This window comes from Bradyrhizobium sp. BRP22 (assembly GCF_020194175.1).
GTDB lineage: Bacteria > Pseudomonadota > Alphaproteobacteria > Rhizobiales > Xanthobacteraceae > Bradyrhizobium.
The window spans coordinates 149,591-175,527 of record NZ_JADYVX010000008.1 but is presented as its reverse complement, the minus strand read 5'-3'; the positions used below and the strand labels follow the sequence as shown (position 1 = coordinate 175,527).

Here is a 25,937-nt window from a genome sequence, read left to right as displayed (position 1 = left end):
CCTTCCCTGTCTCGGCCTATTCGCCGCGAAACTGCGGCGACCGTTTCTCTGCGAAGGCTCGTCGGCCTTCCTTGAAGTCCTCGCTGTCGGAGGCCTCATCGACGAGCCGCTGCGCAGCCGCCAGATCAAGCGCTCCAGCGCCCATCGAAAGGCCGTTCAGCATGTACTTGGCGCCAGCGACCGACAGCGGCGCGTTGGCCGCTAACCGCTGCAGGAACGTCACGGCCGCGAGGCCTACGTCTTCGTGCAACTCGTCGATCAGCCCCATCGACATGGCCTGCTCGGCTTGATAGCGCTCTGCCGAGTAGAGAATCCGCTTCGCGTTCGATAGCCCCGTGAGCGCCAGCAGGCGCTGCACGCTGCGAACGCCATACACGATCGAGAGTTTCGCCGACGGAATGCCGATCATCGCAGTGCGATCACCGAAGCGGAAATCGCATGCCAGAGCGAGATGGCAGCCGCCTCCGAGACAATAGCCGGAGATCGCTGCCACGACTGGCTTCCCGAGCCCGGCGATCGCCGCCGAACACGCGTCGACCGCCACCTCGTAGACGGCGCTCTGGTGCCTGTCGTCTCTGATCTTCTCGAACTCAGAAATATCGGCGCCGACGGTAAAGTCCTTGCCCGCGCCCGTGAGGACGACGCCGCGCACATCGCGATCGGCAGCGAAGCGCGAGAAGATTTCGGCCATTTCGCGCCACATCGCGAGCGTCACGGCATTCTTCACGGAGGGCCGGTTCAGAATGACATGGGCGATGCCGTCGCGTCGCTCGATGCGAATTTCCTCCAACGTAACCTCTCTGGCGCCGAGCCGACGAATCCCGGGACTTCCCGGTAGACAACCCGGTACCCAGTTGTTACTTGCATAAGTAGACTAATTTGTGCCGCCGCGTCAAGTTGCTATTCGGCGGCCTGCGAGAGCAGCAGTTGCTCAAATCGCAGCATGATCTACCAGCGTGACGTCGAACGGCTTGCGCTTCGGCTGCATGGCCGAGGAGTTGAAGAACCCGCGGCTGATTGAGACCTGCGTGCGCAACGACAACAGCGAACGAGATCGGCTTGCAGGGAACGCGGACGCAGTCCGGACTCTCGGTGGACCGTGGCAAGGCTTCCGACTGGCGGGGGACGAGCCACGCAAGGGCTTCTTCGCCGGCTATCTCGACGATGAAGCGGCGGCTGAACAAGTTGGCGTGGTGGCTGGTGGCACTCCGGCGACATCGTCCGCCAGGGCGAGGACAGAACGATCTATTTCCTCGATAGAAGAAAAAAACATGATCCGGAGGTCGGGCGAAAATATCGCCGCCACGGAAGGTGGAGACGGTTCTCTGTTCACACCCGGCAATTCATCAGATCGCCATCCTGGCCGTGCCCGACGAGAAGACCGGCGAAGAAATCTTCGCATGCGACAGCGTGGCACGACGAACGCATTCGGTGTTTATTTTCTTTGAATCTCATCTCTCCACGTTACCATCCATAAGTTGTGCAGTCCGATTGTCCGCGCGGCTACTCGAAAGGGTAGTGGCATTAACTTTGTGATGATCTAAAGTTGCCACGCTGAATAGCGCCAACCGAAGCACTCAAGAGCAAAGACCTAAAGTTTGCCTGCCACCGGCGACGCAAGTCGCCGAACAGAAGGATTGTGCCAATGGCCTTCCGGTTTCTCGCGGGAGCTCAGCCATCGACCCGCAGCGCAGGCATGGCGGCGCGGGATCTGGAGCTACGGCGTCACTGACAGTCTCGACGACGGTGTTTTCCTAACTGCAACAGATGCGTCGCGTCAGCGTCCAAGGCTGCATGCGACTGGAGTACTGCGATGCGGAATGCGAATAGAATCGGCACAATAGTGGATCGCCTCTTTTCACCGCTCGTCGCACCTTTTGGGATACCCGAGCCGAAGAAGTCCGTCGGAATCCTGGTCGGCGCGACGGTTGCCGGCCAGCGATATTATTTCCGGTTTGGGCAGGTCGACTTGCATGAGGGCGGCACCAGTTCGATTGAGGACACCGTGGTCTTCATCGGCTCGAACACCAAGGTGTTCACGGCAACGCTTCTGGCGCTCGCGGCATCGCAGACCTCCACGACGCAGGGCACCCGCGTCACCGATCTGTTACCGTCCGACGTCATCCTGAAACAACCCCACGGCGACATCCTGCTCTGGCACCTCGCCACGCACAGCGCTGGATTCCCGACGGAGGTGTGCGGACCGCGGCCAGCGTTCGGCGATTATCCATTCTCGTCGCTGGGCGCGTTCCTGAACGACTTCACGCCGCCCTATGCGCCCGGCAGGCACTGGGTCTACAGCAATCCGGGCTTTGCGCTTCTCGGCGTTCTGCTGTCGCATGCCTACGCCGGCGGTAACAGCACGTTCAACTGGGACGCGACGTACCAGAACTGGCCAGCGCTTGTGGTCGACCGCGTGACGGCGCCGCTCGGCATGACGTCGACGCAAGTCGATTACAGCGCCGTGAGGGCGAAGGTCGCGCAAGGCTACAATTACGTCCCGCCCACGAGCCTACCGCCGGCCTACAAGGCGGTCGATCCGCCGGACTGGGTGCTGACCTCGGCAGGGCTTGGCGCCGGCGCGCTGTCATCGACGCTCGCCGACATGCTGGCGTTCCTGGAGGCCGAAATCAGTCCGCCCGAGGGACATCTTGGCCTCGCGATGAGGCAGACCCAGAAGGTCCACCCGCCGTCCAACGTACTGTCCATGGGACTCGGCTGGCAACTGTCCAACGACTACTTCGACAAGAACGGCGGCTTCGACGGCTACGAGACCTACATGGCCTTCGACGCCACGCACAAGGTGGGCGTGTTCGTGTTCGGCAACACCAGCGGCGGCGCTGGCGACGCAATCACGACCAACGGGCGCATCCTGCTCGGAGAACTGCGCGGCATCCAGGCGATGCGGTCGACGTTTCCGACGCCGGCCGAGATCCCACAATGCCCGTGACGCTGGAGATTGCACCCGCGCGATCGCCATACAATTCTTCATCGAAATGGAGCCTGAGACCATGACGGATCATCGAGACCTATCGATTCTTCAAGATAGCGCGTTGCCGAAGCACCTGCTGCAGGCCCGCGAAGCTGCGGCCGATCCCGACCAGGTGCTGCGCGCCACGCTGCGGCTCGTGCCGCGCTGCGGTGACGCGGCCCTGCTGGCGCGGGCGAGCGCGCTCGGGCGACAGCCGATCGCGGGCCGCGGGTTTCTCACGCGCGACACGCTCGCGGACGAGGTGACGCCTCTTCCTGAGGCGCTCGACGCGGTCAAAGCCTTCTGCCAGCAGTACGGCTTCACCCTGAGCCGAACCGCGCTGGGCGGCCTTTTCGTCACCATCGAAGGCAAGGCCTGCGCTCTCGCGCGCGCCTTCGGCGTCGCGATCGGCCGCTATCACCACGGTGATCTCGTCCTGCGCGCCTATGAAGGCGCCTTGAGCCTGCCAGCGGCGCTTGCGCCTTATGTACGCGCCGTGCTCGGTCTCGACGATCTTTCCCGGCTCGCAGCCCTGCCGGACGCCTCGGCCTTCACCGAGCCGCCCTCGCTCAAGGGCAATCTGCCGACCACGGTCGCATTCGACTACTATCAATATCCGCAACACCTGACCGGCCAGGGCACCACGGTCGCCTTCATCGAACAGGACCTCAGGGTCGATCTCGACGAGATCGAGGCCTATTACCGCAAGCTGGGCCTCGGCCCCGTGTCTATTGTGCTGGTGCCGGAGTGGGGCCCGCCGAAAGCACAGGACGACCCCATGCGGCCGAAGCGCAACGGTGAAGCGATGATGGACCTGATGCTGACCGGCGCGGTTGCGCCGGGCGCCACGCTCGTCGGCTACGCCATCGTCCAGGACTACGGCTATTCGTCCGATCCCTGGGTCGACACCCTGATCGCGGCGCTCGAGAACGACAAACACCCCTGCAGCGTGATGTCGATCAGCCTTGGCCAGCCGGAATCGAGCTGGTCCACGCAGACGGCGCTGTCCGTGAATTTTCTCTTCGCGATCGCTGGTCTGCTCGGCGTCACCGTGTGCGTCGCCTCCGGAGACTTTGGCGCCCCTGGCGATGTGGATAATGGCGGCACCTACAGGCAAAACTGCGCGTTTCCGGCGTCCTCGCCGTTCTGCCTCGCCTGCGGCGGGACCGAGCTCGTGCTTACGCAGCAGGGAGACCAGCGCGTCCTGACCGGAGAAGTGGTGTGGAACGAGATGACCGAGATCGGACAGAAACTCGCGACCGGAGGCGGCATCAGCACGCTGTTTCCGGTTCCTGATTTCCAGCAGACGCTCACCCTGCCGGTGCCGTTCAATGAGGGGCAGACAGCCGGCCGCGGTCTGCCGGACGTAGCGAGCAACGGCGCCAGCAACAGCAGCTACGACGTTGGCTACGGCACGAGTGCCGCGGCGCCAATGTGGGCGGCCCTGATGGCGCTGCTCGTGGAGGGAAATGGGGGAACGCCGATCGGCTATCTCAACCCCCGTCTCTATGAGCTGCAGCTCGGCGGCACGGAATGCTGCAAGCCGATCACCGAGGGCGACAACGGACCACCCGATTCCAATATCTCGTTCCCGGCCGGCAAGCCCTGGAACGCCTGCTGCGGGCTCGGCTCGCCGCTCGGCTCCAGTCTCGCCACGGCGCTTGGGATAGGCGCGACGACGAGCCAAAGGCAGCCTCGACGCAAGACAGCGGTGGAAGCCGCGTCGCTATGACCGGTTCGCCGGATGCAAGGCCCGCCGGGCGGCATTGCCGCCGGCCCCATCCAATCGTTCTCACATCTCCCAATGGAGGTTTTCATGTCGACGCAGCAAGCCGTTCTCAACGCCGTGTTCGATCCGGGCTACGATCCGACAACGGTCGAGACCGGGCAGTCGATCCGGCCTGTGTTCACCGAGGCACTGCCCACATCCGCAACGTCAACCCCGACTATCTGCCGCCGCCGCAGGCGCAGGGCACAGCCCAGCACCAAGGCAGTCCCGGCAGTTGCGCCGCATGGGCCTCGACCTATGGTCTTGCCACCTTCACCGCCGCTGCCGCGTCGAAGCAATCGCCGTCAACCGCGTCGCTGCAGGCGAGCCCGGCCCACATCTATATCCAGGTCATGAAGATCTATGGCGCCACCACCTGCAATGGCTCGCGGCTCGACTCCTATCTCGATCTTCTGACCCAGGCAGGAACGCCCAACTGGGCAACGGCGCCGTATTATCCGAACTGCCGCGAACTCTGGTCGAGCTATGATGCGAACGCGACCGTTGACGCGAGCTTCCAGATCCCCGGCTGGGCAATGGTGGATACGTCCGATCTCGATGCGATCAAGGCAGTGATCGCTAACGGCGGCGCGCTTTGCTACGGCACCGCGCTGAACGAGGGCTTTGGGAGCTATAACAGCACCTCGCCGAGTCCGATGACCGGACCCTTCAACAAGGACAAGAGTCCGGACGGCAAGCTTATCGGTCACTGCATGCTCATCATCGGCTACGACGACGATCAGCAGGCCATCCTGATCCAGAACAGCTTCGGCCCGAACTGGGGTCACCAATGGAACGGCAGCGGCGGCTATATTTGGATGAGCTACAAGCTCTTCCAGTATCTGGCGCAAGGGAAGGCGATGTACGTCACGGCCTGATGCCACCAGGCACGCAGGAGCTGTGTTGTGGCCGGCGCCCGACGATCACCTCGAGCTGATCCGTCGGCGCGCTCGCCAAGAGGAGGCATACGGAACTCGATAGCGCAGATCACGCGCTCATTGCTCGTGAAAGGCACGGTGAAAGCTGTCCCGAATCGGCTGAGTGATGTAGCGGAAGAAACTTCGCTCCCCAAGCTGAACCATTGCCTCCACCGGCATCCCCGGCGTGAGCTGGACATTGGGAAGATGAGCAAGCTGGTCTCGATCGATCAGAATCTGCACTTTATAGTAGTTGCTTTTCGTCTGCTCATCGGCCGTGACGTCGGAGGCGACGAAGGTGACGCGGCCCGCAACGAAGGGCACGAGGCGCTGCTTGAACGCAGGAAGACGCACCTGTGCTTCAAGGCCAGGATACACCACATCGATGTCGTCGGGCGAAAGTTTCACGTTGGCCACCAGCCGATCGCGCGATGGCACCAGTTCCATAACCGTATCGCCAGGCTTGACCACGGCGCCGACGTTGAACACCCGCATGCCAAGGACTGTTCCGTCCTCTGGCGCCACTACATCGCGGCGCACGGCGACATCCTGCGCGGCGCGCAATTTGTCCTCTACCTCGTTCAGCCTGTTACGGGCTTCGCGTGTGTCGTTCGAGACATCCTGTAGCCGCTGATCTTGAATCTGCTTCATGGATGAGCGAGCCTCCGCGATCGCGGCCCTCGCGCGTTGGATCTGCCCGCTCAGGTCACCCAGCGTCCCTTCCAATCCGGCTTGGCTCCGCTGCAAGGCCAGCACAGCGGACAACGTCGCCAGGCCCTTTGTCAACAATCCCTGCTTGATCTCGGCCTCATACCGTATCAATTCGAGCTGTTGCCGCGTGGCGCGCTGTTGCTGTTCCGCCGATTCGATCACGCCGAGTTGCTGATCGACCCGATCCAGCAGCACGGCAAGCTGGCTTTTCAAGCTGATCGTGCGCGCCTCGAACAGGGCGCGCTGGCCGCTGACCGCATCGGCAGCGCGCAGGGCGTCGAAGCCTTGCCCACCAGCCGCCGCCAGCAGATCATCGGGAAAGCTTATATCGCTGCTTGCGGCCGTCTCGGCGTCCAGTCGGGCCAATTTCGCGAGCAACGCCCAGCGCTGGGCTCGCGCCGTCTCGGCCGCCGCGCTTGCCTGCACATCATTCAGCCGCATCAGCACCTGACCGGCCCGCACATGATCGCCGTCGCGCACCAGGAGTTCCTGGACCGATCCGCCCTCCTGGTTGGCAATGACGCGACGCTGCCCCTCGACCTCGATCAAACCATTCGCGATCGCCGCTTCCGCCAACGGTGCGGAGACGGACCAGACGCTGAAGCCGCCGATGAAGACTGCCATGGCGATCAATCCGAGCAGGATCGCGCCGCGTGTCGACGGATGAGGCGCCTCGATCGATGGTGGCGCGCGCGACGCGATCGACCAGTCGCCGCCATCAGTGACGAGGGCTCGTTGGGACGGAGACGTGAGAGCTTGGGTCATGATGCAACGCGGTTCTGTTCGCGCCGGGCGGTTGCTGGCACTGTGGTGATGCGTGGTTCCGTCAATGTCGGCCGGTTGTCGGGGGTCGGGGCGACGACGCGGTTCAGGATCTCAGCCCGCGGTCCAAACATTTCGACCGCGCCATCTCTCATCAGCAAGACCAGATCGACATGCTGCACCAAGCGCGGACGGTGCGAGACCAGGACCACCGTGGCGCCGCGCGCCTTGAGCTTTCCTAACGTATCGGCAAGATTGGCCTCGGAATCGCCGTCGAGATTGCTGTTGGGTTCATCCAGCACCACGAACTTCGGATTGCAGAACAGGGCACGCGCCAGGCCGATCAGTTGCCGCTGTCCGCCCGACAGATACTGCCCGTTCTCGCCGATCTCGGTCTCGTAGCCGCGCGGCAGCCGCAAGATCATGTCGTGACAGCCCGCAAGCTTGGCGGCCTGGTAAACCTGCTCGGGCGAGGCCTCTGCCATCCGCGCGATGTTGCGGAATACTGAACCCTCGAACAGCTCGACCGATTGCGGCAGGTAGCCGACGTAGCGGCCGAAATCCTCACGCATCCAGCGATGGACGTCGGCGCCATCGAGACGGACGGTGCCGGCGCTTGGCGCAAGCGTTCCGATCAGCATCTTGATCAGCGTGGTCTTGCCGGCTGCCGAGGGGCCGATGATGGCAAGACTGTCACCGGGAGCCAGCGCGAACTGCACGCCTTTGACGATCGGGACCGTCGAACCCGGTAAGCCGTACGAGACACGCTCCACCGACAGCCGGCCGACCGGGGTCGGCAATGGCCGTCCGCATGGACGAAGACGAGGCTGGCGAAGAAAGTGCTGCAAGCGAAAGAAGGCCTGCCGGGCCTGGACCAGCTGCTTCCAGCCGCCGATCAGCATTTCCACTGGCGCAAGCGCCCGGCCCATGATGATGGAGCCAGCGACGGCTACGCCCGATGTCAGCTCATGCTGCAGCACCAGATAGCCGCCCGCGCCAAGCACGGCGATCTGCACACCCAGGCGCGCGAACTTGGCCATGGCCAGCAGAACGGAGGCTCGCTGCGCCGCGCCTCGCTGCGGCGGCAGCATTTCGGCCACCGCCTCCTGCCAGCGGCGCATTACCGCCGGCAACATGCCCATGCTGTCGATCACCTCTGCATTGCGCGCGATACTGTCGGCTCGACGTTGCGAATTGGCCGCCGCAACATTTGCTTCCTCCATCAGGCGCGAGGTGGTCAACTCGTTCAGCAAGGTGAGAATGAAAAGGACGATCGCTCCGGCCGTCGCAATGCAACCCAGCACCGGATGCAGGGCGAAGATCACGGCGAGAAAAATCACCACCCAGGGAAGATCGTAGAGGGCGAGCAAAGCAGGCGAGCCGAGATAACCGCGGCAGATGGCGAGATCGCGCAGCGCCTCCATACGATAGGAATGACCGGAGAGCACGCTCTCGATCGCTCTCGCAAAGCCCTCCGGGGCGGCCCTCTGCTCGACCCAGATTGCAACGCGCTGCAGGGTCTGATTGCGCGAGATTTCCAGAATAGCCAGCAACAGGATGGACATGCCCGCGATCAGCGACAAGTAGAGCAGCGTATCGACGTTTTGCGTCGTCAGTACGCCGTCGAAAATCTGCATCATGTAGATCGGGATGGTGAGCTGCAGCAGGTTGACCACGCCACTGAACAGGCCCACCACCAGGAACTGGATCTTGCAACAGCCGATGGCCTGGCTGAGGATTGTCTTGCTTTCCCCATGCGGATCGACCGCCGCGAGCTTCGACATCGGCTTCATATGCGACGCCCCCAACTTTCAATCCTGATGTCCTGGTCGTGAAATCCGGATCTCGTCGCCCCTGCCGTATCTGACAGGCGCAGCACGACTTCAAAATCCTCCGATACGGTCGTCCTCCCCAAGAGGAGGACGACCGTATCCGTAGAAGCGCTGTTGTGTTCGCTGAGGACAGACAATCCTGAGGGGACTTAGCCCAGGACGAAATCGTGTTGATTGAGATCGGCGGCGTGGACGCCCTCGAACGTCACCTGTCCGGCGGCGCCGAGATCGAGTACGGCTCCGCCGGCAGTGTCGTGCAGGTGGGCCATCGGATCAAAATTGGAGCCAAAGCCGGAGAGATTGATCGTATCGCTGTTGACGTTGAAGTCCGTGATCGCGTCATGCCCACCTTGCGACGCCTGGAAGGTGAAGATATCGGCCCCGCCGTTGCCGGTGAGGGTGTCGTTGCCGACTCCGCCATCGATGCGGTCCGCACCATTGCCACCGATGATGGTATCGTTGCCGTCGCCGCCGAACAACTTGTCGCCGACCGTTGCGTTCGCCGCGCTGGTCGTGAAAGCCTGGATGAAGTCGTTGCCGGCATCCCCATAGATCTCGTCAGCGGCCATGTCACCACCGATGATCCTATCGCTGCCATTGCCGCCATGAACCAGGTCACCGGTAGTATCGTTCCACTGGATGATGTCGTCGCCATCACCCGCATCGACGAAATCATGGCCCGCCATCTTGTCGATGACATCGTTGCCGGCGCCGCCGAAGATCTGGTCGTTGCCATCACCGCCGCTGATGTGATCGTCTCCGTCGCCACCGTCGAGAAGGTCGTTGCCGCCGTTGCCGACGATGGTGTCGTTGCCCGTGCCGCCTTCGATACGATCGTTGCCGTTGCCGCCCACCAGGGTATCGTCGCCGGCATCTCCGAACATCTTGTCGCCGCCCGTGGCGTTCTCGGCGCTCGTCGTGAAAGCCTGGATGAAGTCGTTGCCGTCGCCGCCATGACTTTCGTCTGACGCGGTGTCGGAACCGATGATCCTGTCGTCACCTTGGTCACCAAAGACGGTGTCGCCAACACCATCATTCCAGGAGATCACGTCGTCGCCGGCACCGGCGTGAACGACGTCATGGCCGGCCATCTGGTCGATGGTATCGTTGCCGTCGCCGCCGTAAACCAGGTCGTTGCCGGCTCCGGTGCTGATGTGGTCGTTTCCAGACCCGCCGTCGAGGTAGTCGTTGCCGCCGCCACCGCTGATGGTATCGTTTCCGGTACCGCCTTCGATGTGGTCCGCGGCATCGCCGCCGACCAGCGTGTCATCGCCGCCATCACCGAACATCCTGTCGCCTGCAGTCGCATGCGCGGCATCGGTGGTGAAGGCCTGAATGAAATCGTCGCCGTCGCCGCCATGACTTTCGTCGGACGCCGTATCGGAACCGATGATCCTGTCGTTGCCGCCGTCGCCATAGACGGTATCACCGACGGCATCATTCCAGGAGATCACGTCGTTCCCATCGCCGGCATGAACGACATCATGGCCCGCCATCTGGTCGATAGTGTCGTTGCCATCGCCGCCAAACACCATATCGTTGCCGGCACCGGTGCTGATATGATCGTCGCCGTCGCCGCCATCGAGGACATCATTGCCGCCGTTTCCGTTGATGACGTCATTGCCGGTACCGCCCTCGATGTGGTCGTTGGCGTCGCCGCCAATCAGAGTGTCATTGCCCGCATCACCGAAGATCTTATCTCCTGCGGTCGCGTGCGCGGCGTCGGTCGTAAAAGCCTGAATGAAGTCATTGCCGTCACCGCCGTGGCTCTCGTCGGCCGCCGTGTCGGAACCGATGATCCGGTCGTTACCCTCATCGCCGAACGCGACATCGCCGACCTTGTCGTTCCACGAGATCAGATCGTCGCCCGCACCTGCATGGACGACGTCATGACCGGCCATCTGATCGATCGTATCGATGCCGTCACCGGCGAACACGACGTCATTGCCAGCCCCGGTGCTGATGTGGTCGTTTCCCGAGCCACCTTCGAGAAGATCGTTGCCGTTGCCGCCGGTGATGGCGTCGTTGCCCGCGCCGCCCAGGATGTGATCGTCACCATCACCGCCGCTGAGCGTGTCATCGCCGTCATCGCCTGACAGCGTATCGTTGCCCCCGTTGCCGTTGATCGTGTCGTTGCCGGCAAGGCCGAAGATATGATCCGGCCCATCGGTGCCGGTCAGGATATCGTCGCCGTTGGTTCCCGTGAGATCAGACATGACGCATTCTCCCTTTCAAATCTGGGCCTCGGCGTTGCAGGCAGACGAGATTCCTGATGGTGCCTGAACCGATGCCCTCATGCATTGGTATGCTTTCTTTTCGGAGAGTTCGGGGCGATATGGCTTCATCTGTAATGCGAGACGCGGATTGCTGTAACCAAACTGTAACGTCGCTCTCAGCTTGAGCCGAGGGCATCATCCGAGCTGACGCACGATCGATCTTGAAAAACGCGTGGTTGCTGATGTCCTCGAGCTATTCAACGGCCGCAGTCAGCCTCCAGCATCGTCGCAAACACGATGCCGCGATCAGCCGCCAGGAAGTCGCTGACGTCTTCCACAAGCTCAGAGTGTGGCCGTGGCGCGAAGCACTATAGAGACTGCAGCTTCGATCGAGGTCTCGCCCGAACGAATCCCACCGATCGAGCGCGTCGATAGCTCCCGCTTCGCAAAGCGATGGCTATGCTCGCGGAGTAAAAACAACACCTGCCATGGAAAACATCGCTCAGCGCCAGATCCCGAACGCCTTCAAAAATCGACTATTGCTTTGTCGCATCCATCCAGATGCCCGCCTGCGCCATGGCGGTTGGCGCGATCGAGGCGCTCGATGGCGCCAATCGCAAGGCTCAGGTGATCGGCATCAACGGCACCAAGGAAGCAATCGATACCATCAAATCCGGCAAGCTGCTTGCAAGCGGCGACTACAACGGCTTCGCGCAGGGCTGCCTCGGCACGATGATGGCGATCCGCTCGCTTCGCGATAAGCTGTGATCAACGAAATCGTGCTGAAGCCGACCGTCATCACCAAGGACAATTATCAACCCTTCGACGTGCCGCTGGACCAGCGGACCTGCCCAACCTGGGAGGAAGCTGGTAAGCTTGGCGGGAAATAAACCTCTCTATTCGCTCGAACACGAAGACGGCTGCCGCTGTCGTCTTCGTGCTGCAGTTTTCCGGAGACCGCGATGTTGTTTGTGATCCACGCCCTCGACCGTGCCGATGCGCTTCCGACCCGGCTTGCCAATTACGATGCGCACAAGGCGTACCTCGCGGACACCTCGCGTTTCGGCGTCAAGATCGTGATGTCCGGCCCGTTGGTCGCCGACGATAGCCAGACCATGATCGGAAGCCTGTTCCTCATCGAGGCACCAAGCCGGGCTGCAGCCGAAGCCTTCAACCGCGCCGACCCATTTGCCGCCGCGGGCATTTGGGAGCGAGTTTCGATCACCGGATTTATACGTCGCCAAGGCTGAGCGAGCGAATCGCGGGTCGGGCGGATGGCGGGGCCAATGGATGACACCGAAGGCACGGCAAATGTCCGCTCGGCCTATTCGGAGACCTGCGGGCAGCCGACAGGGCTTGATCCACCACCGAAAAGATCACGCTCGAACACAAAGATGAGATCATTCTTTCGAAAATTTGCACAGCGGCAAGCTTCGTCGTACCGATGGTCGCAGCATGCAGCCCCGGCACCGCCCGCCCACGGTCTCGCCCAGCACGCCGATGGCGAAAGAAGTGATCGGCTGGGACACATTCACCCGAGGCTGCTTCACGAACTCAGGGCGCCTGCCTCGGCGGTCCCACTGATGCGCGGGGGATGAATTCGCTTGGCACCAGCACATGACGGGCCTCCTGCACGTCGTGGTTTCGGATTCTATCGAGGAGCATGCCGGCAGCGATCCGGCCGATTTCACCTTGGTCCCATCCGATGACTGCAATCGGCGGCGTGACAAGCTCCGCAAGTTCGGAGTGGCCGGAGGCGATGATCGAGACATCGTCAGGAATCCGCAGTCCTCTTCCCCGCACCGCGCGCAGCACGCCCGATAGCATGTCGATGCCGCCGGAAATCACCGCCGTCGGTGGATTGCGCTGGCCGAGCATCGCCGAGGTGATACGGAATCCCGCGCCGGGCAGGAAACTGCCGGCCTGGATCAGAGATGGATCGGGCGCCAGTCCGCGCGCCTCATAGGCCTCCCGATACCCGCGGATACGTTCACTTGCCGGATATAGCCCACGCTCACCCGTGATCAGTGCAATGCGGCGATGGCCGAGATCGAGCAGATGGTCGACGGCGGCACGCATGCCGCCTGCGTGATCCGCCATTACCGCATCGGCCCATGGCGGTTTAGCGCGATCGATCAATACGATGGGAATGTCGAGCTCGCGCAGAAAGGCTTCGAACTCTCCCTCGATCGGGGTGTAGGGGCCCATCATGACGCCGTCGGCCTGCCGGCTTGACAGCCGGCTGAGCAGCTCCCGCTCGCGTTCCTCGCGACCTTCTGAGTTGGAGATGACCAATGAAAAGCCCTCGTCGTCGAGCACGTCGTGGGCCGCCTTCACGAAGCCGGCGAGCTGCGGGATATTGATCTCACGCAGGATGCAGCCGATCGTGTGCGTCGAGCGGATCCGCATGCTGCGCGCCACCGCGTTCGGCGCATAGCCGAGTTCGTCGATCGCGCGCTGGACCTTTCGGCGGACGTCGGGACGAACCGTGGCATTGGCATTCAGGACACGCGAAACCGTGCCCGTCGAAACGCCGGCCGCGGTCGCCACGTCGCGAATCGTCAGCTTACTTCCACGGCCCACCATCTGCCGATTTGTCATCGTCTCCACCTGAGGTCCGAATTCACTTTAGCGCATACGGCGCTGAAGTGAATTCCGCGGCCTCAACCGTCGGACGTACCGATCAGATCTCGAAGGCCCACTGCTCTGCTACCAAAGTATACTGTCCGCCCTCGCGTCGCATATGGCCAAAACCGGGGAAATGCAAATGCATTCCGCCGATCAGCATGTCGTCGGTCACCACCATGTCGAAGATCATCTGCCGCGCCTTGGCCGCGGCCTCGGGGTCCGTATCGAATTCCATGGTGACGTGCGGAAGCGCAACCTGGATCTCAGGCACATGCACCGTGTCGCCCCACACCACCATCGACCGGCCGCCGGAGGAGACAACATAAGCAGTGTGCCCGGGCGTGTGACCGGGGATAGGAATCGCGGTGACGCCCGGCAGCACCTCGCCGCTACGGAAGGTGCGGACGCGGTCGGCAGCCATATAGGGTTTGAGCTGAGTCCGGCCAGCTTCAAAGTAGCGGCGGCGGGGCCGCTCCGCTGCCTTTGCCATCGCCTCGTCATTGAACCAGTGATTGATCTCGTTTTCGTGCACGATGACCTCGGCATTGGGAAACAGTCTCGTGCCGGTCGCCGCGTCGGTCAGCCCGTTGGAGTGGTCGGGATGGACATGGGTGAGCAGCACGCCACCGACGGAGGCTGGCTCGATACCTGCCGCTGCGAGATTGGCAGGCAGGCGACCGCAGGTCGGTCCCATCAGATCGGCGGAGCCGCAATCGATCAGGTAGGTCCGTCCGCCCACTCGCAGCGCAAAAGCATTCACTGAAATGCGCGGCGGCGACGTACGGTGATCGCGGGCGAGAATAGCCTTGGTCTCGTTCTCCGGAATGTTGCGGAAGATCGTGTATCCCATATCGACATAGCCGTCGCTCAGGCCAGTGACCAGCACGTCACCCAGTCTGCGATGGTAGACGCCTGCGACTTGCGTCTCGGGAAACCTGCTCATCGGACATTCTCCTCCCAGAGTCGCGCGACCGCAGCGGGATCGTCGCGCCTGTGATGCCAGCTTCGGCCGACGCGAAGCCCGGTTCTCGACCACAGCCGAATCTCCATCAGCGCGTAAGCCCAGGCCACTGCGAACACGTCCATCACCGGTGCGCCGGCGATCTCGCGCAGACCATGACGGATGAGAAGTTCGGCAAGCACCCCCTCCGCCGGAATGATCACGTCGGCGCCGCGCGCCACCAAGCGTTCGGAAGCCGTGATGAAATTTGCGATCACAGGCGCAGGATCGGCATAGGCCGCTGCCAGCGCCGGCTCGTCCAGCGGCGGATCAAGGGCTACGACATCGAGCACGCGGGTAGCGAGCCCGTGCTTGTCGACCGCAACCTTCGTCATCCATTGCACCGCCGGCGCGTTCGACACCAGCGCCACGTAGCGTCCGAGCGAGCAACCGACGAGAAGACCGCTTTCCGTCAGCGAGGCGACAGGGATGTCGACGGCGGAACGGATCTCACGCAAGAACGGCTCGCTGAACGAGCCAATCACGAAGGCCTCATAACCCTCCCGTTCGGCCCTGATCGCGTTGTCGATGACGCGGCCGAGAATGCGGTGATAAGCATATGCATTGCCGAGCACCGCAGTGGCTGACGCTCCGCCATAGCTTCCGGGGGGAAGACCATGGACGACAAGCTCAGCGTCGTTGCCGAGGATTTCCGCCGCATGCGCTTCCAGCACGCGCTTGTAGACCGCCAGATGGTCGAGCTCGTTGACCGACTGATGCCAGATGCGAGGCTTCGAGCCTCCGCCGAATTCTGTGACAATCATGCGTCGGTCCGATCGCCGGTCAGGCGCAGCGAGCGCAACGAGCCGATCTCTTCCAAGCGCCATAGCTGCTCGAACAAGTCGCCTGCGTGGGCGCGGCTGAACACGCGCGTCGTGCAGTCCAGGAACTTGGCCCTCAGTTCCTCGCGCGTGAGCGGCATTTGCCAGCTGCCCTTGGCATACACCACGGGTGCGTGTTCCAGCACTTCGCCTGAAGCCAGCACAACGCTCACCTTGTCCGACGGCGCAAAAGGCTGGTCGCCCGGCATGGTCTCGGCGGTCGTCGTGCAGCGTACCTTCGCAAAGGTGGCACCGACATCCGGTCGCGTGACGAATTCATCGGTCAATTCGGCAAGGCCAACCCGCCGTGCGATGAGCGCGGCGGCCATCGCGAACTCCATGCTGAATTTTGCTTCCAGTCCCGTCTGCGGATTGCTGTTGCGCAACATCAGCTTTTGCGTGACGCCGGTATGAACCCGAATCTCCCTGACGTCATTGGGATCAAGCCTATGCTGATCGACCAGGCCGAGCATCGCATCGATCGAGCGATGCGTGGCATAGCAGGTCGGATAGCGTTTGACGTTGATTCCAAGCTCAGCCAGTCGCCAATGCTTGCCGATGTCGAGCGTTCCGTCCTCAATTTTTGGAGCGCCGGACGGGGAATGAGCGCGAAGGAACCCGGTTCGGTGCTCGAGCACGTCCAGCGAAGCCGTGAAGCCTTGATCCGCCAGACGCGCGGCAAGCACGCCGGATTGCGCGGTGCGACCGGCGTGGAGGGATTTCGTCATTGTGCCGAAATTGGCGACGAGGCCCGAGGCGAGCGAGGCAGCGATGGCGACGGCATGCGCCGTTTTCTCAGGATCGAGCTTACGAAGGCGGGCGCAAGCCGCGGCGGTTGCGAGTGCGCCCATCACCGCGGTCGGATGAAAGCCGCGCTCGTGCAAGTGCCCCGGCTCGAGATCTGCAAGCTGGGCCCACAGCTCATAACCCGCGACATAAGCCGCAACCGCATCGGCACCAGTTGCATCGAGCGACCAGCCTTCGGCCAGGATGGCTGGAACGAGCACCGCGCTCGGATGGCCGGCAAGCGCCACGTCGTCATAGTCCAGCACGTGCGCGGCCACGCCGTTGACGAGTGCGGCATCCGGCGCCGCAAGGTTGCGGCCCGCAGGAATTTCGGGCGCCCCGTCGTTCTGCGTCGAAGATGCGAGCATGGCCGAGACGATCCGCACCGGTTGCTCGGCCGCCCCTGCAATCATGACGCCGACGCAATCGATGATGCCGGTGCGCGCGGCCTCTCTGCACCGATCGGGCAAGTCGCACGGTCGCAGGCCCGCGACGAAATTTGCAGTCTCGCGTGTGATATCAAGCATGATCGCCTCCTCAATAGGATCGGGGAAGACCGAGCACATGCTGCGCCACATAGGCGAGCACCATGTTGGTCGAGATCGGGGCCGTCTGGTAAAGTCTGACCTCGCGCCACTTGCGCTCGACGTCGTATTCCCGCGCAAAGGCGAAGCCGCCATGGGTCTGGAACGCTGTGTCGGCCGCCCTCCACGTCGCTTCGGAGGCAAGCAGCTTGGCGATGTTGGCATCAGCGCCGCACGGGTGTCCGGCCTGAAACAAGGCCGCGGCGCGCCGGCACATCATGTCGGCCGCCTCCAGCTCGGCATAGGCGCGCGCCAGCGGAAACTGGACACCCTGGTTCTGTCCGATCGGGCGGCCGAACACGCTGCGCTGATTGGCGTAGGCGACACCCTTGTTTAGCAACCAACGTCCATCGCCGACACATTCGGAAGCGACCAGGATACGCTCCGCGTTCATGCCGTCCAGGATATAGCGAAAGCCCTGCCCTTCCTCGCCGATCAAATTCTCCGCCGGTACCCGCAAGTTCTCGATAAAGACTTCGGTGGTGTTGTGGTTGACCATGGCCTTGATCGGGCGGATCTCGACGCCATTGCCCTTGGCCTCGCGCAGATCGACGAGGAACACCGAAAGTCCCTCAGGGCGACGCTTGACCTGATCGAGTGGCGTGGTGCGTGCCAGCAGCAGCATCAGATCGGAATAGAGCGCGCGCGAGGTCCAGATCTTCTGGCCGTTGATCACGTAGACGTCGCCCTGACGCTCCGCCCGTGTCTTGAGCTGGGTGGTGTCGGAGCCGGTGTTGGGCTCGGTCACGCCAAAGGCTTGCAGCCGTAACTTTCCGGCGGCGATATCCGGAAGATAGGTGCGCTTCTGCTTTTCGTGGCCGTGGCGCAACAGCGTGCCCATGATGTACATCTGCGCATGCGCCGGGCTCGCCGTGCAGCCATTGGCATTGATCTCTTCCAGGATCACCGCCGCCGCGCGCAGCGGCAGGCCGGAGCCGCCATATTCCTCCGGAATGAGGGCGCCAAGGAAGCCGGCCTCGGTCAGCGCGGCGACGAATTCGGCCGGATAGCCGCTGCGCTCATCGAGCGCCCGCCAATATTCGCCGGGGAATCTTTCGCAGATCTTTCGGACCGTGCTGCGCAGCTCTGGAAAATCCTCGCCCAGGACGACCGTGACGTCTGCCTCGGCTTGGTGGGAAGCATCGTGATAGTTCATGCAGTATCCTTTCAGAGGGCAGCCCCGGCAGGTGCGCGATAGGTCTTCGGCAATCCGGCGCGAGCGATGGCGCCGGAGAACCGCTCGCCCGGCAGCCAGCTTTCGAGCTCCCCGCGCAATGCAATCAGCGCTTCGATATCGGCGCCGGTATCGAAGCCGAGTTGCTCCAGCAGGAACACGGTGTCTTCAGTGTCGATGTTGCCGGTCGCGCCGGGCGCGAAGGGACAGCCGCCAAGTCCGGCGAGCGAAGCGTCGAAGGCGCGAACGCCGGCTTCAAGCGCGGCGGTGACATTGGCAAGACCGAGCCCGCGGGTGTCATGGAAATGGCACGCGACGGGAATGCGGCCGACGGCTGCGATCACCGCTTTCATCAACCGGCGGACCTGACCCGGATCACCGTAGCCTACGGTGTCGGCGACGATGATCTCATCGGCTCCCATTTCAGCAAGCCGCACCGCGACCTCGACGACCCGCGCCTCCGACACGGATCCGGAGATGGTGCAACCGAAGGCAGTGGCAATCCCGGCGCCGAGTGCAATGCGCGCGCCGGCGCGTCGATCACGCGCTGCGACGATGCGCGCGAAATCCTGCAACGATTCTTCGGTGCTGCGACGGACATTGGCGAGATTATGCTCCTCGCTTGCCGACAGCACATAGTTGACCTGCGCCAGATCCAGCGCGAACGCGCGCTCCGCACCGCGCAGATTCGGCACCAGCACCGAAGGCCGGCAGCCGGCAATCGCGATCGCGCCGCGGGCCACCTCGTCCGCATCGGCAAACTGAGGAATCACCTTCGGCGGCACGAACGACGTCACCTCGATCTCGGTGATGCCCGCCTCGACCATGCCGCGACACCAGGCGAGCTTGCGCGCGACTGGCAGGATCGCCTTCACGAGCTGCAATCCGTCCCTCGGCCCGACTTCGCGAACATGAGCTTTCTCACGCATCTCGCGCCTCCATTACTTGCCCTGGAAGTCTGGCTTGCGGCGCTCGTTGAACGCCAGCACGCCTTCGCGGCGGTCCGCAGTCGGAACCAGGCGGTTGTAGGCCTCGATCTCGAAAGCAAGACCGTCCGCAAGCGACATCTGAAGACCCCGGTGGATCGCCTGCTTCGCCTGGCGCACCGAGATCGGGCCGTTGCCGGCAATCCGCTCGGCAATCCCCAGCGTTGCGGTCAGCAGTTCCTCCGGCGGCAGCACGCGATTGACCAGGCCCCAGCGCTCCGCCTCCTCGGCCGAGAACGGCAGGCCGGAGAGGATGACTTCCTTGGCGCGGCGTTCGCCGATGGCTCGCGGCAGATTCTGCGTTCCGCCGGCCCCCGGCATGATGCCGAGCGTCACTTCCGTCAGTGCAAAGCGCGCGTTGCTTGCGGCGTAGACGAAATCGGCCGCCGCCGCGATCTCGCAGCCGCCGCCATATGCGGCGCCGTTCACCGCCGCAATGACGGGTATCGGGCACGCCAGGATCGCGCGCAGCATACGCTCGAACACGAGATGCTGGGCCTGCCACGCTTCATCCGTCATCCCCTTACGCTGCTTGAGATCGCCGCCGGCGCAAAACGCCTTCGCGCCGCTCCCGGTCAGAATCGCAACGCGAAGTCCTTCGAGATCGACGGTGAGCCCTTCGAATAGCTCCATCAGGTCGAGACCCATCTGAGTGTTCATCGCATTGGCGGCGTCCGGCCGGTTCAAGGTGACCAGCAGGATGTGATTGTCACGCCGTTCGGCCGTGATGGTCTCGAAATCACTTCGCATTGACTGTCTCCGTTCTGGCGGGTGTCCGAAGGATGACATTGTGCTGACCTAGCGCCGGAGCCGGCGTGCGCGCCCGGGGACGCTCCCCGTTGAAGGCAAGGGGAATGCCGATCAGCTCGATGTCGTCGTCATCGCATCGCACCGTCATGTCGAGCGCGCGGGTTTGCGGATGCTTGGCGACTTCATCAATGCCGAGCAGCGGCGCATTGGGCACCCCAGCCTCATCAAGCAGCTTGCCGAGCGCCTCGCCCGAATATCGCCGCACCGCGGCTTCGATCTGCGGCAAGAGCTGCCCGCGGTTGACGACGCGCGCGGCGTTGGTGGCGAAGGCGGGATCGGACGCAAGCGCATGGAGTCCCAATGCGCCGCAGAGCTTGCGGAACAGATTGTCGTTGCCGGCGGCAATCATCAGCCAGCCATCGGACGCCTCGAAAGCCTGATAGGGTACGATCTCCGCCGTGCCGGAGCCGTAGGGCTTGCGGACTTCGCCGGATGCCGCGTACCCGGCAAGCGGCACGGTCATCCAGGCAAGGCCGGTCTCGTAGAGCGACGTCGCGACGATCCGCCCCTCGGCGCCGCTCTTGCGCGCGACCAGCGAAGCGAGCAGGCCGATCACGGCCCACATCCCCGATCCCATGTCGATCAGGGAAACGCCGACCCGCACCGGCGGCCGGCCGCCCTCGCCCGTGACACTCATGATCCCCGTGCTGGCCTGCGCGAGCGGATCATAACCCGGCTTGCTCGCGAGCGGCCCCTTGGTGCCGAACGCCCCGATGTCACACCAGATCAGCGCAGGCTTCTCGGCACGCAGTGCCTCGGCCGTGAGCCCGAACTTGCTAAGAATGCCCGGCCGCAGATTCTGGATCACGGCGTCGGCCTGCGAAAGAATAAGCGACTTCAGCTCGTGGCATTCACGCGCATCGCTGAAGTCGACCGTCACGTCCTCCTTGCCGCGGTTGAGGCAGTGAAAGGCGCTCGCCGTCTCATTCCAGAACGGAGGTCCCCAGCCGCGCGCATAGTCGCCGCTCTTCGGATTCTCGACCTTGATCACGCGTGCGCCGAGATCAGCCAGGATCAGCCCGGCGTAGGGCGCGGCCACGCTGTGACCGAGCTCCACGACGGTGATGCCTTTCAGCGGCTTGTCGATCTCAGCCATTCGGTTCTCCTTGATGGGGTGCCGCGCACCGTTCGCCTTCGTCTTCATTGCGACCAAGCTTTCCGACCAGGCTTCAGGACTTATCCATCGCGTTATCGGCCACGAGCACCGCGCCATTGACGAAGCTCGCCCGATCCGACAGCGCGAACACGATCAGATTGGCGAGTTCCTGCGGCGTGCCCCAGCGCGTATTGCGCATCGAATTGTTCTCTGACCAGCGCCGCCGTTCAGCCTCGGCTTCCTCTGCGCTCAGATTGCGCTTGGCGAGCTCACGCTCCCATTTCGCGAAGCGCTCCGGCGTGTTGACGAAGCCGGGCACCACGCAGTTGACGCGGATATTGTGCGGTCCGAACTCGTTGGCCAGGATCTTGGAGAAACGGATCTCGGCCGATTTGGCTGGCCCGGTGCAGGACGACAGGAAGGGCGGCATCGTCACCATGATGCCGGTCTCGCCCGAGACGTTGACGATGCTGCCACCCTTCTGCTGGATCATGACAGGAATGATGCGCTGGCAGATGCGAAACTGGGCGAAGAAGTTGATCGCCATGCCATACTGCAATTCCTCGTCAGTCACCTCGAGGAATGGCTTGTAGGTGCCGGTGCCGGCGTTGTTGACGAGGATATCGATGCGCCCAAGGCGGTCGCGGGCGATCATCGGCAATTGCTCGATCTGCTGCAAATCGGTCACGTCGAGCGACAAGGTCTCGACCTTCGCACCCGTCGTCTTCTCGATGTCGGCGCGCGCCACAGTGAGAGCATCCTCGCGCCGTGCGCAGATAAGCACCTTGACTCCCTCTTCGGCCAGCAGCCGGCTCGTCTCGAGGCCGATACCTTTGCTGCCGCCGGTGACGATGGCCGTCTTGCCTTCCAATCCGAGTTTCATCTGTTTTCTCCCTGAAGCGAGGTCATGCGATCGAGCAGCACGCGGATCGGCATCGTTCCGCCATTGCGCGCGGAGGCAAGGACGTCGGCAGCCAGCCGGCTTGCGGCGCCGGATGGGAATCCCAGTCGCGCCATCCGGGCTTCGAACACTTCGGTGGCGCGCGCCTCGTCCTGGAAGACCAGCATCCTTGGCGCTTCGCGTGCGGTGCGGCGGTAGCGGCCGCCATCATCCATCTCGATCTCGACGGTTGCATCAAGATGCGTCCCGACATCGTCGGGCAGGACCGTCGTCTTCTCGACGAGTGTCAGGATCTGTGGATCCCGCTGGTGCTCGGCGCCCATCTCATAATCGAGCCGGTCGTAGCGGAGCATGGCGGCAACCGCAAAGGCGGTGCTGGCCTGCGTCTGGACGATGCTGGTGAAGGGTCCCTTGAAGGATGTCCCGGGATACTCGGTGTAGGGACGCCAGATCGTCACCGTGATCTGCTTCGCGTGCGCGAGGTCGATGCCGTCGCCGTGGAGCAGCTTGGCTGCAATCACGGCAGACATATTGTCGCCGAGTGTGGCGAACGGCTTGGCCATGACGCCGAGCATCGTCGCGGGATCGGGATTTTTCAGCCAAGCCTCGGGCGTGTGGTCGAGACCGGCAAGGGAGCGTAAAAAGCCCTTCGGCCCTTCCAGTGCATCGAGCGCACCTTGCACGCCGCGCGCCGCGAGCTCAGCGGCAATGTACCCGCCGTGAGCGGCGCGCCCGTTTTGCACGCGCCATTCGTCCGACCCGCAGCGTACCGGCTCGAGCGTTCCCCCTGTCGTGGACGCCGCAATGGCGACCGCGTTGGTGGCTCTTGACGGATCGAGACCAAGCGCCGCGGCGCCGGTCGCGGCCGCGGCTATGGTGCCAAAGGTCGGACTGGTGCGCACGCCTCGCCCGATCAGGCCGCGGGCAACGGTCTCGCCCGCGCCGAGCCATTTGAGCGTGGCATAGCCGGCCGTGAGCGCATTAAGGACGACGCGCAGCGATGCGTCGCACGCTTCGCCCAAGCACACCGCCACCGGTGATATCAACGATCCCGGATGGGTCCACGAATCGTGATCGGTATCGTCCTGGAAATGCGCATGCACGGCAATGCCGTTGGCAAGCACCGCTTCGGACAGTGGGACATGCTTACCGTTCGCCCAGATCCGCGCACTTCGCGGGCCAGGCGCGACATCAGTCGTTATCGCCCGCGCAGCCGTGGCCGTTGGTTCATCACGCGACACCAGCCCAAGCCCAAGCGAATCGAGGAGGCAGATCGCAGCCTTCACAGCGATCTCGACCGGGAGTTCGGCTTCAGCCGCTGACGCGGCAAAGGCGCCGAGCCGAGTTGTTGCGTTGATTTGAGCCATCACAGGTACTCCTCGGCCAGCGCGACATCACGTATTTCAGCCACAGAACCGCTTCGCCTGATCTCGCCGCCACGCATCACATAGCCGCGCGTTGCAAGCTTGAGCGCTGGCCGGGCCATTTGCTCGGTCATGAGGATCGTGGTGCCGCGCGCCTGCATATGGCGGATCGCCTCGCTGATCCGCGCGATCCACACCGGCGCTAGCCCGAGGAAAGGCTCATCCAGCAGCAGCAGCTTGGGAAACGAGCTCATGGCGCGAGCCAGAGCCACGATCTGCTGCTGACCTCCGGACAACTGTCCCGCCGGCTGGCTCGCGCGCTCGCGCAGCATCGGAAACAGACCGCAGAGCCAATCCAAGGCTTCACGCTGTGCCGCACTGCCTCGCCCGCAGGCGCCGCTCAGAACATTGTCGGCGACCGACATGGTCGGAAATACGCGGCGGCCTTCCGGCGAATAACCCATGCCGGCGCGCGCCCTGCCGTCGCATGCGAGCGCGCTGATGTCCCGGCCGGCAAAGCGCACCGTGCCGCGCGAAGCGCCAGCAAGGCCGATGACGGCATTGATCAGGCTTGACTTGCCTGCTCCATTGGCACCGACCAGAAGGACCGTCTCGCCCTCCGCAACTTCGATCGAGACGCCGCGCAGGGCCGTGATGCCGCCGTAGCGAACTTCCAGGTTTTGCACCGCGAGCATCATGCCTCTGCCCCCTCCATCGTTCCGAGGTAGGCGTCGATCACGTCCTTACGCGACAGCACTTCTGCGGGTGCGCCTTCGGCGAGCACGCGGCCGGAATCGAGCACCAGGATCTTCGGGCAGAGCCGACGCACAAGTTCCATGTCGTGCTCGACGATCAGAACGCCGCACCCCAATTCCGTCACGGCATGACGAACGAAAGCATCGACACGCAGGCGCTCGCGCCGTTCAAGGCCGGCCGCCGGCTCATCCAGCAGCAGCACTTTCGGCCGCACCGCACAGGCAAGCACGAGGCCAAGCATCTTCTGCAATCCGTAAGGCAGTTTGTCGCTTTGCTCGTCAAGGTGCGCGGCAAGATCGAATTCATCGATCAGCGGCGCAATGGTCTGCCACAGGCTCTCGCCGCCATTGCTGAAGCGCACCGCGCGCGAAATATTCTCACGCGCCGTCGCGGTACGGAACGTGTTGGTCTGCTGAAAACTGCGTACGATGCCCGCGCGGCTCACGGCATGGAGCGGCTTTCCCGTCATGTCCCGGCCATCGAGCAAGACGCGGCCGGCGGTTGGCGGGAGCATGCCGCAGATCACGTTGATCAAGGTGGTCTTGCCGGCCCCGTTGGGGCCGATCACGCCAAGCACGTCTCCCGGCGAGATCGAGAAGCTCACGTCATTAAAGACGTGCAGCCCGCCGAAACGCTTGCAGATGCCAGCGACCTCGAGACGCGTCCCCGACTTCGCGGTGCCGACGACAAGTTCGCGGCGATCGAACCGCGGTCCCATGACGCCGAGGACGTCGCCGGGCGGCATCACAAACCCCTCGCCGAAACTACCCTCGGTCCGCGCCGCCTCTCTGGGCAGCGGCTCTCTGCTCCTCGTCATGGTCGCGACTCCGTGGCTGCGGGGGCACCTAGCGCGCCGGACCCAGGGTTGATGGTGGGCCGGCGGGGAGCGCGCGAACTTGGAAGGACGACAAATCGAGACGCGGTGCCAACAATGCCTTCACGCGCTGCAAGCACCACGACCACGATCAGGAACCCGAACAGGAGCTGGGAAAATTCACCACGCAGCGAGAAGATGTCTCCTGCCCAGATCAGCAAGGCTCCGCCGACGACCGGCCCGAGCATGGTGCCCTTGCCGCCGATGATCGTGTAGGCGATGTAGTTCACCGACGAGAGTGCGCTGAACGAGGTCGGATGTGCGGTGAGCAGCATGTTGACCAACGCGAAGCCGGCGAGCCCGGAGACGCCCGCGGCGACCGCAAAGCCGAATGCCTTGTAGTGCCAGACGACGAGCCCGAGAGATTGCGCAAGCAGCTCGTTCTCTTCGATCGCGGCAAAATGCTGGCGCAAGCCCCGCGTGACCGCAGCCGTGATCAGCGCACCGGTGAGCGCCAGGCCGATCGTGACCAACAGCACCGCGCGATTATCGCCGAGTTCGATCCCGAACAAGGTCACGGCCGGCATGCCGACCAGGCCGTTGGCCCCTCCGGTCCAACCCGGCATCTCGAACAGCAAGAGCTGTGTGATCTCGGTGAGGACGAAGGTCACCAATACGAAGTAGACGCCGGTAAGGCGGAGCACCAACGCGCCTAGCGGCAGCGCAAACAGCGCCGGCACCATGAAGCTCGCAATGCCGAGCAGCACAACGTCCGTCACACCATGGCGGAGACCGAGGATGGCCGCGGTGTAGCCTCCAATCGCCATGAACGTGGGCACCGCAAACGTCATCAGGTTCATGCGCAGCATGATGTAGACGCTGAAGGCAGCAGTGACCCCGATCAGGATCTGATTGGCCAGCGAGTAGATCGCAGGATTCTGGCTGATCCAGGGGATGACGAAGGCGGCGGCGATAATAATAACGCTTGCCGTCTCGGCGATGGCGCCGCTGCGCGCGGTGCCAAGATCAATGCTTGCCAT

22 protein-coding genes and 1 pseudogene are annotated in these 25,937 nt (G+C 63.3%); 6 read left to right on the top strand and 17 right to left on the bottom strand.

The window, feature by feature from the left end:
• Positions 1–16 precede the first annotated feature (16 nt).
• Positions 17–790 (bottom strand): enoyl-CoA hydratase-related protein, encoded by a 774-nt coding sequence (locus I6F35_RS13630; protein WP_225118181.1) that lies wholly within the window; start codon positions 788–790, stop codon positions 17–19.
• A gap of 166 nt (positions 791–956) precedes the next feature.
• Here I6F35_RS13630 and I6F35_RS39925 point away from each other — a divergent pair, with 166 nt between their 5' ends.
• The 4 genes from I6F35_RS39925 to I6F35_RS13610 all read left to right on the top strand — a co-directional run bounded on the left by I6F35_RS39925 (position 957) and on the right by I6F35_RS13610 (position 5,617).
• Positions 957–1,448 (top strand): hypothetical protein, encoded by a 492-nt coding sequence (locus I6F35_RS39925; protein ID WP_249792514.1) that lies wholly within the window; start codon positions 957–959, stop codon positions 1,446–1,448.
• Between the two features lie 395 nt (positions 1,449–1,843).
• The gene (locus I6F35_RS13620; protein ID WP_225118179.1) at positions 1,844–2,950 is read left to right on the top strand and encodes a serine hydrolase domain-containing protein; all 1,107 of its coding nucleotides are present in this window, start codon (positions 1,844–1,846) and stop codon (positions 2,948–2,950) included.
• A 61-nt stretch (positions 2,951–3,011) separates the two neighbouring features.
• Entirely contained in the window at positions 3,012–4,703 is a 1,692-nt protein-coding gene (locus I6F35_RS13615) for a S53 family peptidase (protein WP_225118178.1), read from the top strand.
• Positions 4,700–5,617, top strand: coding sequence for a C1 family peptidase (locus tag I6F35_RS13610; protein WP_225118177.1), 918 nt, complete (start codon positions 4,700–4,702; stop codon positions 5,615–5,617). Before I6F35_RS13615 ends, I6F35_RS13610 begins: the two co-directional genes overlap by 4 nt.
• 117 nt (positions 5,618–5,734) lie before the next feature.
• Here the strand turns inward: I6F35_RS13610 and I6F35_RS13605 are convergent, their stop codons facing one another.
• From I6F35_RS13605 to I6F35_RS13595, 3 genes are all read right to left on the bottom strand, one after another.
• Positions 5,735–7,132: an HlyD family type I secretion periplasmic adaptor subunit gene (locus I6F35_RS13605; RefSeq protein ID WP_225118176.1), complete on the bottom strand. Its 1,398-nt coding sequence runs from the start codon at positions 7,130–7,132 to the stop codon at positions 5,735–5,737.
• Positions 7,129–8,922 (bottom strand): type I secretion system permease/ATPase, encoded by a 1,794-nt coding sequence (locus I6F35_RS13600; protein ID WP_225118175.1) that lies wholly within the window; start codon positions 8,920–8,922, stop codon positions 7,129–7,131. The genes I6F35_RS13605 and I6F35_RS13600 overlap by 4 nt, the downstream gene beginning before the upstream one ends.
• A gap of 188 nt (positions 8,923–9,110) precedes the next feature.
• Entirely contained in the window at positions 9,111–11,177 is a 2,067-nt protein-coding gene (locus I6F35_RS13595) for a calcium-binding protein (RefSeq protein WP_225118174.1), read from the bottom strand.
• A gap of 573 nt (positions 11,178–11,750) precedes the next feature.
• Between I6F35_RS13595 and I6F35_RS13590 the strand changes: the two are divergent.
• A pseudogene (locus tag I6F35_RS13590) lies at positions 11,751–12,067 on the top strand (sugar ABC transporter substrate-binding protein); the annotation flags it as partial.
• A 72-nt stretch (positions 12,068–12,139) separates the two neighbouring features.
• Positions 12,140–12,427 carry a YciI family protein gene (locus I6F35_RS13585; RefSeq protein ID WP_225118173.1) on the top strand — a complete coding sequence of 96 codons (288 nt, stop codon included), beginning with the start codon at positions 12,140–12,142 and terminating at the stop codon, positions 12,425–12,427.
• A gap of 304 nt (positions 12,428–12,731) precedes the next feature.
• Here I6F35_RS13585 and I6F35_RS13580 read toward each other — a convergent pair whose 3' ends face one another.
• The 13 genes from I6F35_RS13580 to I6F35_RS13520 form a co-directional block, all read right to left on the bottom strand.
• Positions 12,732–13,778, bottom strand: a complete 1,047-nt coding sequence (locus tag I6F35_RS13580) for a LacI family DNA-binding transcriptional regulator (protein WP_225118172.1) — start codon at positions 13,776–13,778, stop codon at positions 12,732–12,734.
• 82 nt (positions 13,779–13,860) lie between these two features.
• Positions 13,861–14,748 carry an MBL fold metallo-hydrolase gene (locus tag I6F35_RS13575; RefSeq protein WP_225118171.1) on the bottom strand — a complete coding sequence of 296 codons (888 nt, stop codon included), beginning with the start codon at positions 14,746–14,748 and terminating at the stop codon, positions 13,861–13,863.
• Entirely contained in the window at positions 14,745–15,569 is an 825-nt protein-coding gene (locus I6F35_RS13570) for an aspartate/glutamate racemase family protein (protein ID WP_225118170.1), read from the bottom strand. Before I6F35_RS13570 ends, I6F35_RS13575 begins: the two co-directional genes overlap by 4 nt.
• The gene (locus tag I6F35_RS13565; protein WP_225118169.1) at positions 15,566–16,939 is read right to left on the bottom strand and encodes an MmgE/PrpD family protein; all 1,374 of its coding nucleotides are present in this window, start codon (positions 16,937–16,939) and stop codon (positions 15,566–15,568) included. Before I6F35_RS13565 ends, I6F35_RS13570 begins: the two co-directional genes overlap by 4 nt.
• A 10-nt stretch (positions 16,940–16,949) precedes the next feature.
• Entirely contained in the window at positions 16,950–18,152 is a 1,203-nt protein-coding gene (locus I6F35_RS13560; protein WP_225118168.1) for an acyl-CoA dehydrogenase family protein, read from the bottom strand.
• An 11-nt stretch (positions 18,153–18,163) separates the two neighbouring features.
• Entirely contained in the window at positions 18,164–19,099 is a 936-nt protein-coding gene (locus I6F35_RS13555; RefSeq protein WP_225118167.1) for a hydroxymethylglutaryl-CoA lyase, read from the bottom strand.
• A gap of 12 nt (positions 19,100–19,111) precedes the next feature.
• Positions 19,112–19,906: an enoyl-CoA hydratase-related protein gene (locus tag I6F35_RS13550; RefSeq protein ID WP_225118166.1), complete on the bottom strand. Its 795-nt coding sequence runs from the start codon at positions 19,904–19,906 to the stop codon at positions 19,112–19,114.
• On the bottom strand, positions 19,896–21,062 hold the full coding sequence (locus I6F35_RS13545) for a CoA transferase (RefSeq protein WP_225118165.1): 1,167 nt from the start codon (positions 21,060–21,062) through the stop codon (positions 19,896–19,898). Before I6F35_RS13545 ends, I6F35_RS13550 begins: the two co-directional genes overlap by 11 nt.
• A 73-nt stretch (positions 21,063–21,135) precedes the next feature.
• Positions 21,136–21,945 carry an SDR family oxidoreductase gene (locus tag I6F35_RS13540; RefSeq protein ID WP_225118164.1) on the bottom strand — a complete coding sequence of 270 codons (810 nt, stop codon included), beginning with the start codon at positions 21,943–21,945 and terminating at the stop codon, positions 21,136–21,138.
• Positions 21,942–23,330 (bottom strand): MmgE/PrpD family protein, encoded by a 1,389-nt coding sequence (locus I6F35_RS13535; protein ID WP_225118163.1) that lies wholly within the window; start codon positions 23,328–23,330, stop codon positions 21,942–21,944. The genes I6F35_RS13540 and I6F35_RS13535 overlap by 4 nt, the downstream gene beginning before the upstream one ends.
• Positions 23,330–24,025, bottom strand: a complete 696-nt coding sequence (locus I6F35_RS13530; RefSeq protein WP_225118162.1) for an ABC transporter ATP-binding protein — start codon at positions 24,023–24,025, stop codon at positions 23,330–23,332. The genes I6F35_RS13535 and I6F35_RS13530 overlap by 1 nt, the downstream gene beginning before the upstream one ends.
• Positions 24,022–24,900: an ABC transporter ATP-binding protein gene (locus I6F35_RS13525; RefSeq protein ID WP_225118161.1), complete on the bottom strand. Its 879-nt coding sequence runs from the start codon at positions 24,898–24,900 to the stop codon at positions 24,022–24,024. The genes I6F35_RS13530 and I6F35_RS13525 overlap by 4 nt, the downstream gene beginning before the upstream one ends.
• Positions 24,897–25,937 (bottom strand): branched-chain amino acid ABC transporter permease, encoded by a 1,041-nt coding sequence (locus I6F35_RS13520; protein WP_225118160.1) that lies wholly within the window; start codon positions 25,935–25,937, stop codon positions 24,897–24,899. Before I6F35_RS13520 ends, I6F35_RS13525 begins: the two co-directional genes overlap by 4 nt.

What these genes read in the sequence shown, in the direction of transcription:
- I6F35_RS13555 (WP_225118167.1), bottom strand. Translation starts at nt 19,099, where the DNA reads ATGCGTGAGAAAGCTCATGTTCGCGAAGTCGGGCCGAGGGACGGATTG.
- I6F35_RS13550 (WP_225118166.1), bottom strand. Translation starts at nt 19,906, where the DNA reads ATGCGAAGTGATTTCGAGACCATCACGGCCGAACGGCGTGACAATCAC.
- I6F35_RS13605 (WP_225118176.1), bottom strand. Translation starts at nt 7,132, where the DNA reads ATGACCCAAGCTCTCACGTCTCCGTCCCAACGAGCCCTCGTCACTGAT.
- I6F35_RS13600 (WP_225118175.1), bottom strand. Translation starts at nt 8,922, where the DNA reads ATGAAGCCGATGTCGAAGCTCGCGGCGGTCGATCCGCATGGGGAAAGC.
- I6F35_RS13565 (WP_225118169.1), bottom strand. Translation starts at nt 16,939, where the DNA reads ATGCTTGATATCACACGCGAGACTGCAAATTTCGTCGCGGGCCTGCGA.
- I6F35_RS13575 (WP_225118171.1), bottom strand. Translation starts at nt 14,748, where the DNA reads ATGAGCAGGTTTCCCGAGACGCAAGTCGCAGGCGTCTACCATCGCAGA.
- I6F35_RS13585 (WP_225118173.1), top strand. Translation starts at nt 12,140, where the DNA reads ATGTTGTTTGTGATCCACGCCCTCGACCGTGCCGATGCGCTTCCGACC.
- I6F35_RS13595 (WP_225118174.1), bottom strand. Translation starts at nt 11,177, where the DNA reads ATGTCTGATCTCACGGGAACCAACGGCGACGATATCCTGACCGGCACC.
- I6F35_RS13580 (WP_225118172.1), bottom strand. Translation starts at nt 13,778, where the DNA reads ATGACAAATCGGCAGATGGTGGGCCGTGGAAGTAAGCTGACGATTCGC.
- I6F35_RS13610 (WP_225118177.1), top strand. Translation starts at nt 4,700, where the DNA reads ATGACCGGTTCGCCGGATGCAAGGCCCGCCGGGCGGCATTGCCGCCGG.
- I6F35_RS13540 (WP_225118164.1), bottom strand. Translation starts at nt 21,945, where the DNA reads ATGAAACTCGGATTGGAAGGCAAGACGGCCATCGTCACCGGCGGCAGC.
- I6F35_RS13560 (WP_225118168.1), bottom strand. Translation starts at nt 18,152, where the DNA reads ATGAACTATCACGATGCTTCCCACCAAGCCGAGGCAGACGTCACGGTC.
- I6F35_RS13615 (WP_225118178.1), top strand. Translation starts at nt 3,012, where the DNA reads ATGACGGATCATCGAGACCTATCGATTCTTCAAGATAGCGCGTTGCCG.
- I6F35_RS13535 (WP_225118163.1), bottom strand. Translation starts at nt 23,330, where the DNA reads ATGGCTCAAATCAACGCAACAACTCGGCTCGGCGCCTTTGCCGCGTCA.
- I6F35_RS13545 (WP_225118165.1), bottom strand. Translation starts at nt 21,062, where the DNA reads ATGGCTGAGATCGACAAGCCGCTGAAAGGCATCACCGTCGTGGAGCTC.
- I6F35_RS13530 (WP_225118162.1), bottom strand. Translation starts at nt 24,025, where the DNA reads ATGATGCTCGCGGTGCAAAACCTGGAAGTTCGCTACGGCGGCATCACG.
- I6F35_RS13520 (WP_225118160.1), bottom strand. Translation starts at nt 25,937, where the DNA reads ATGGCAAGCATTGATCTTGGCACCGCGCGCAGCGGCGCCATCGCCGAG.
- I6F35_RS13525 (WP_225118161.1), bottom strand. Translation starts at nt 24,900, where the DNA reads ATGACGAGGAGCAGAGAGCCGCTGCCCAGAGAGGCGGCGCGGACCGAG.
- I6F35_RS13570 (WP_225118170.1), bottom strand. Translation starts at nt 15,569, where the DNA reads ATGATTGTCACAGAATTCGGCGGAGGCTCGAAGCCTCGCATCTGGCAT.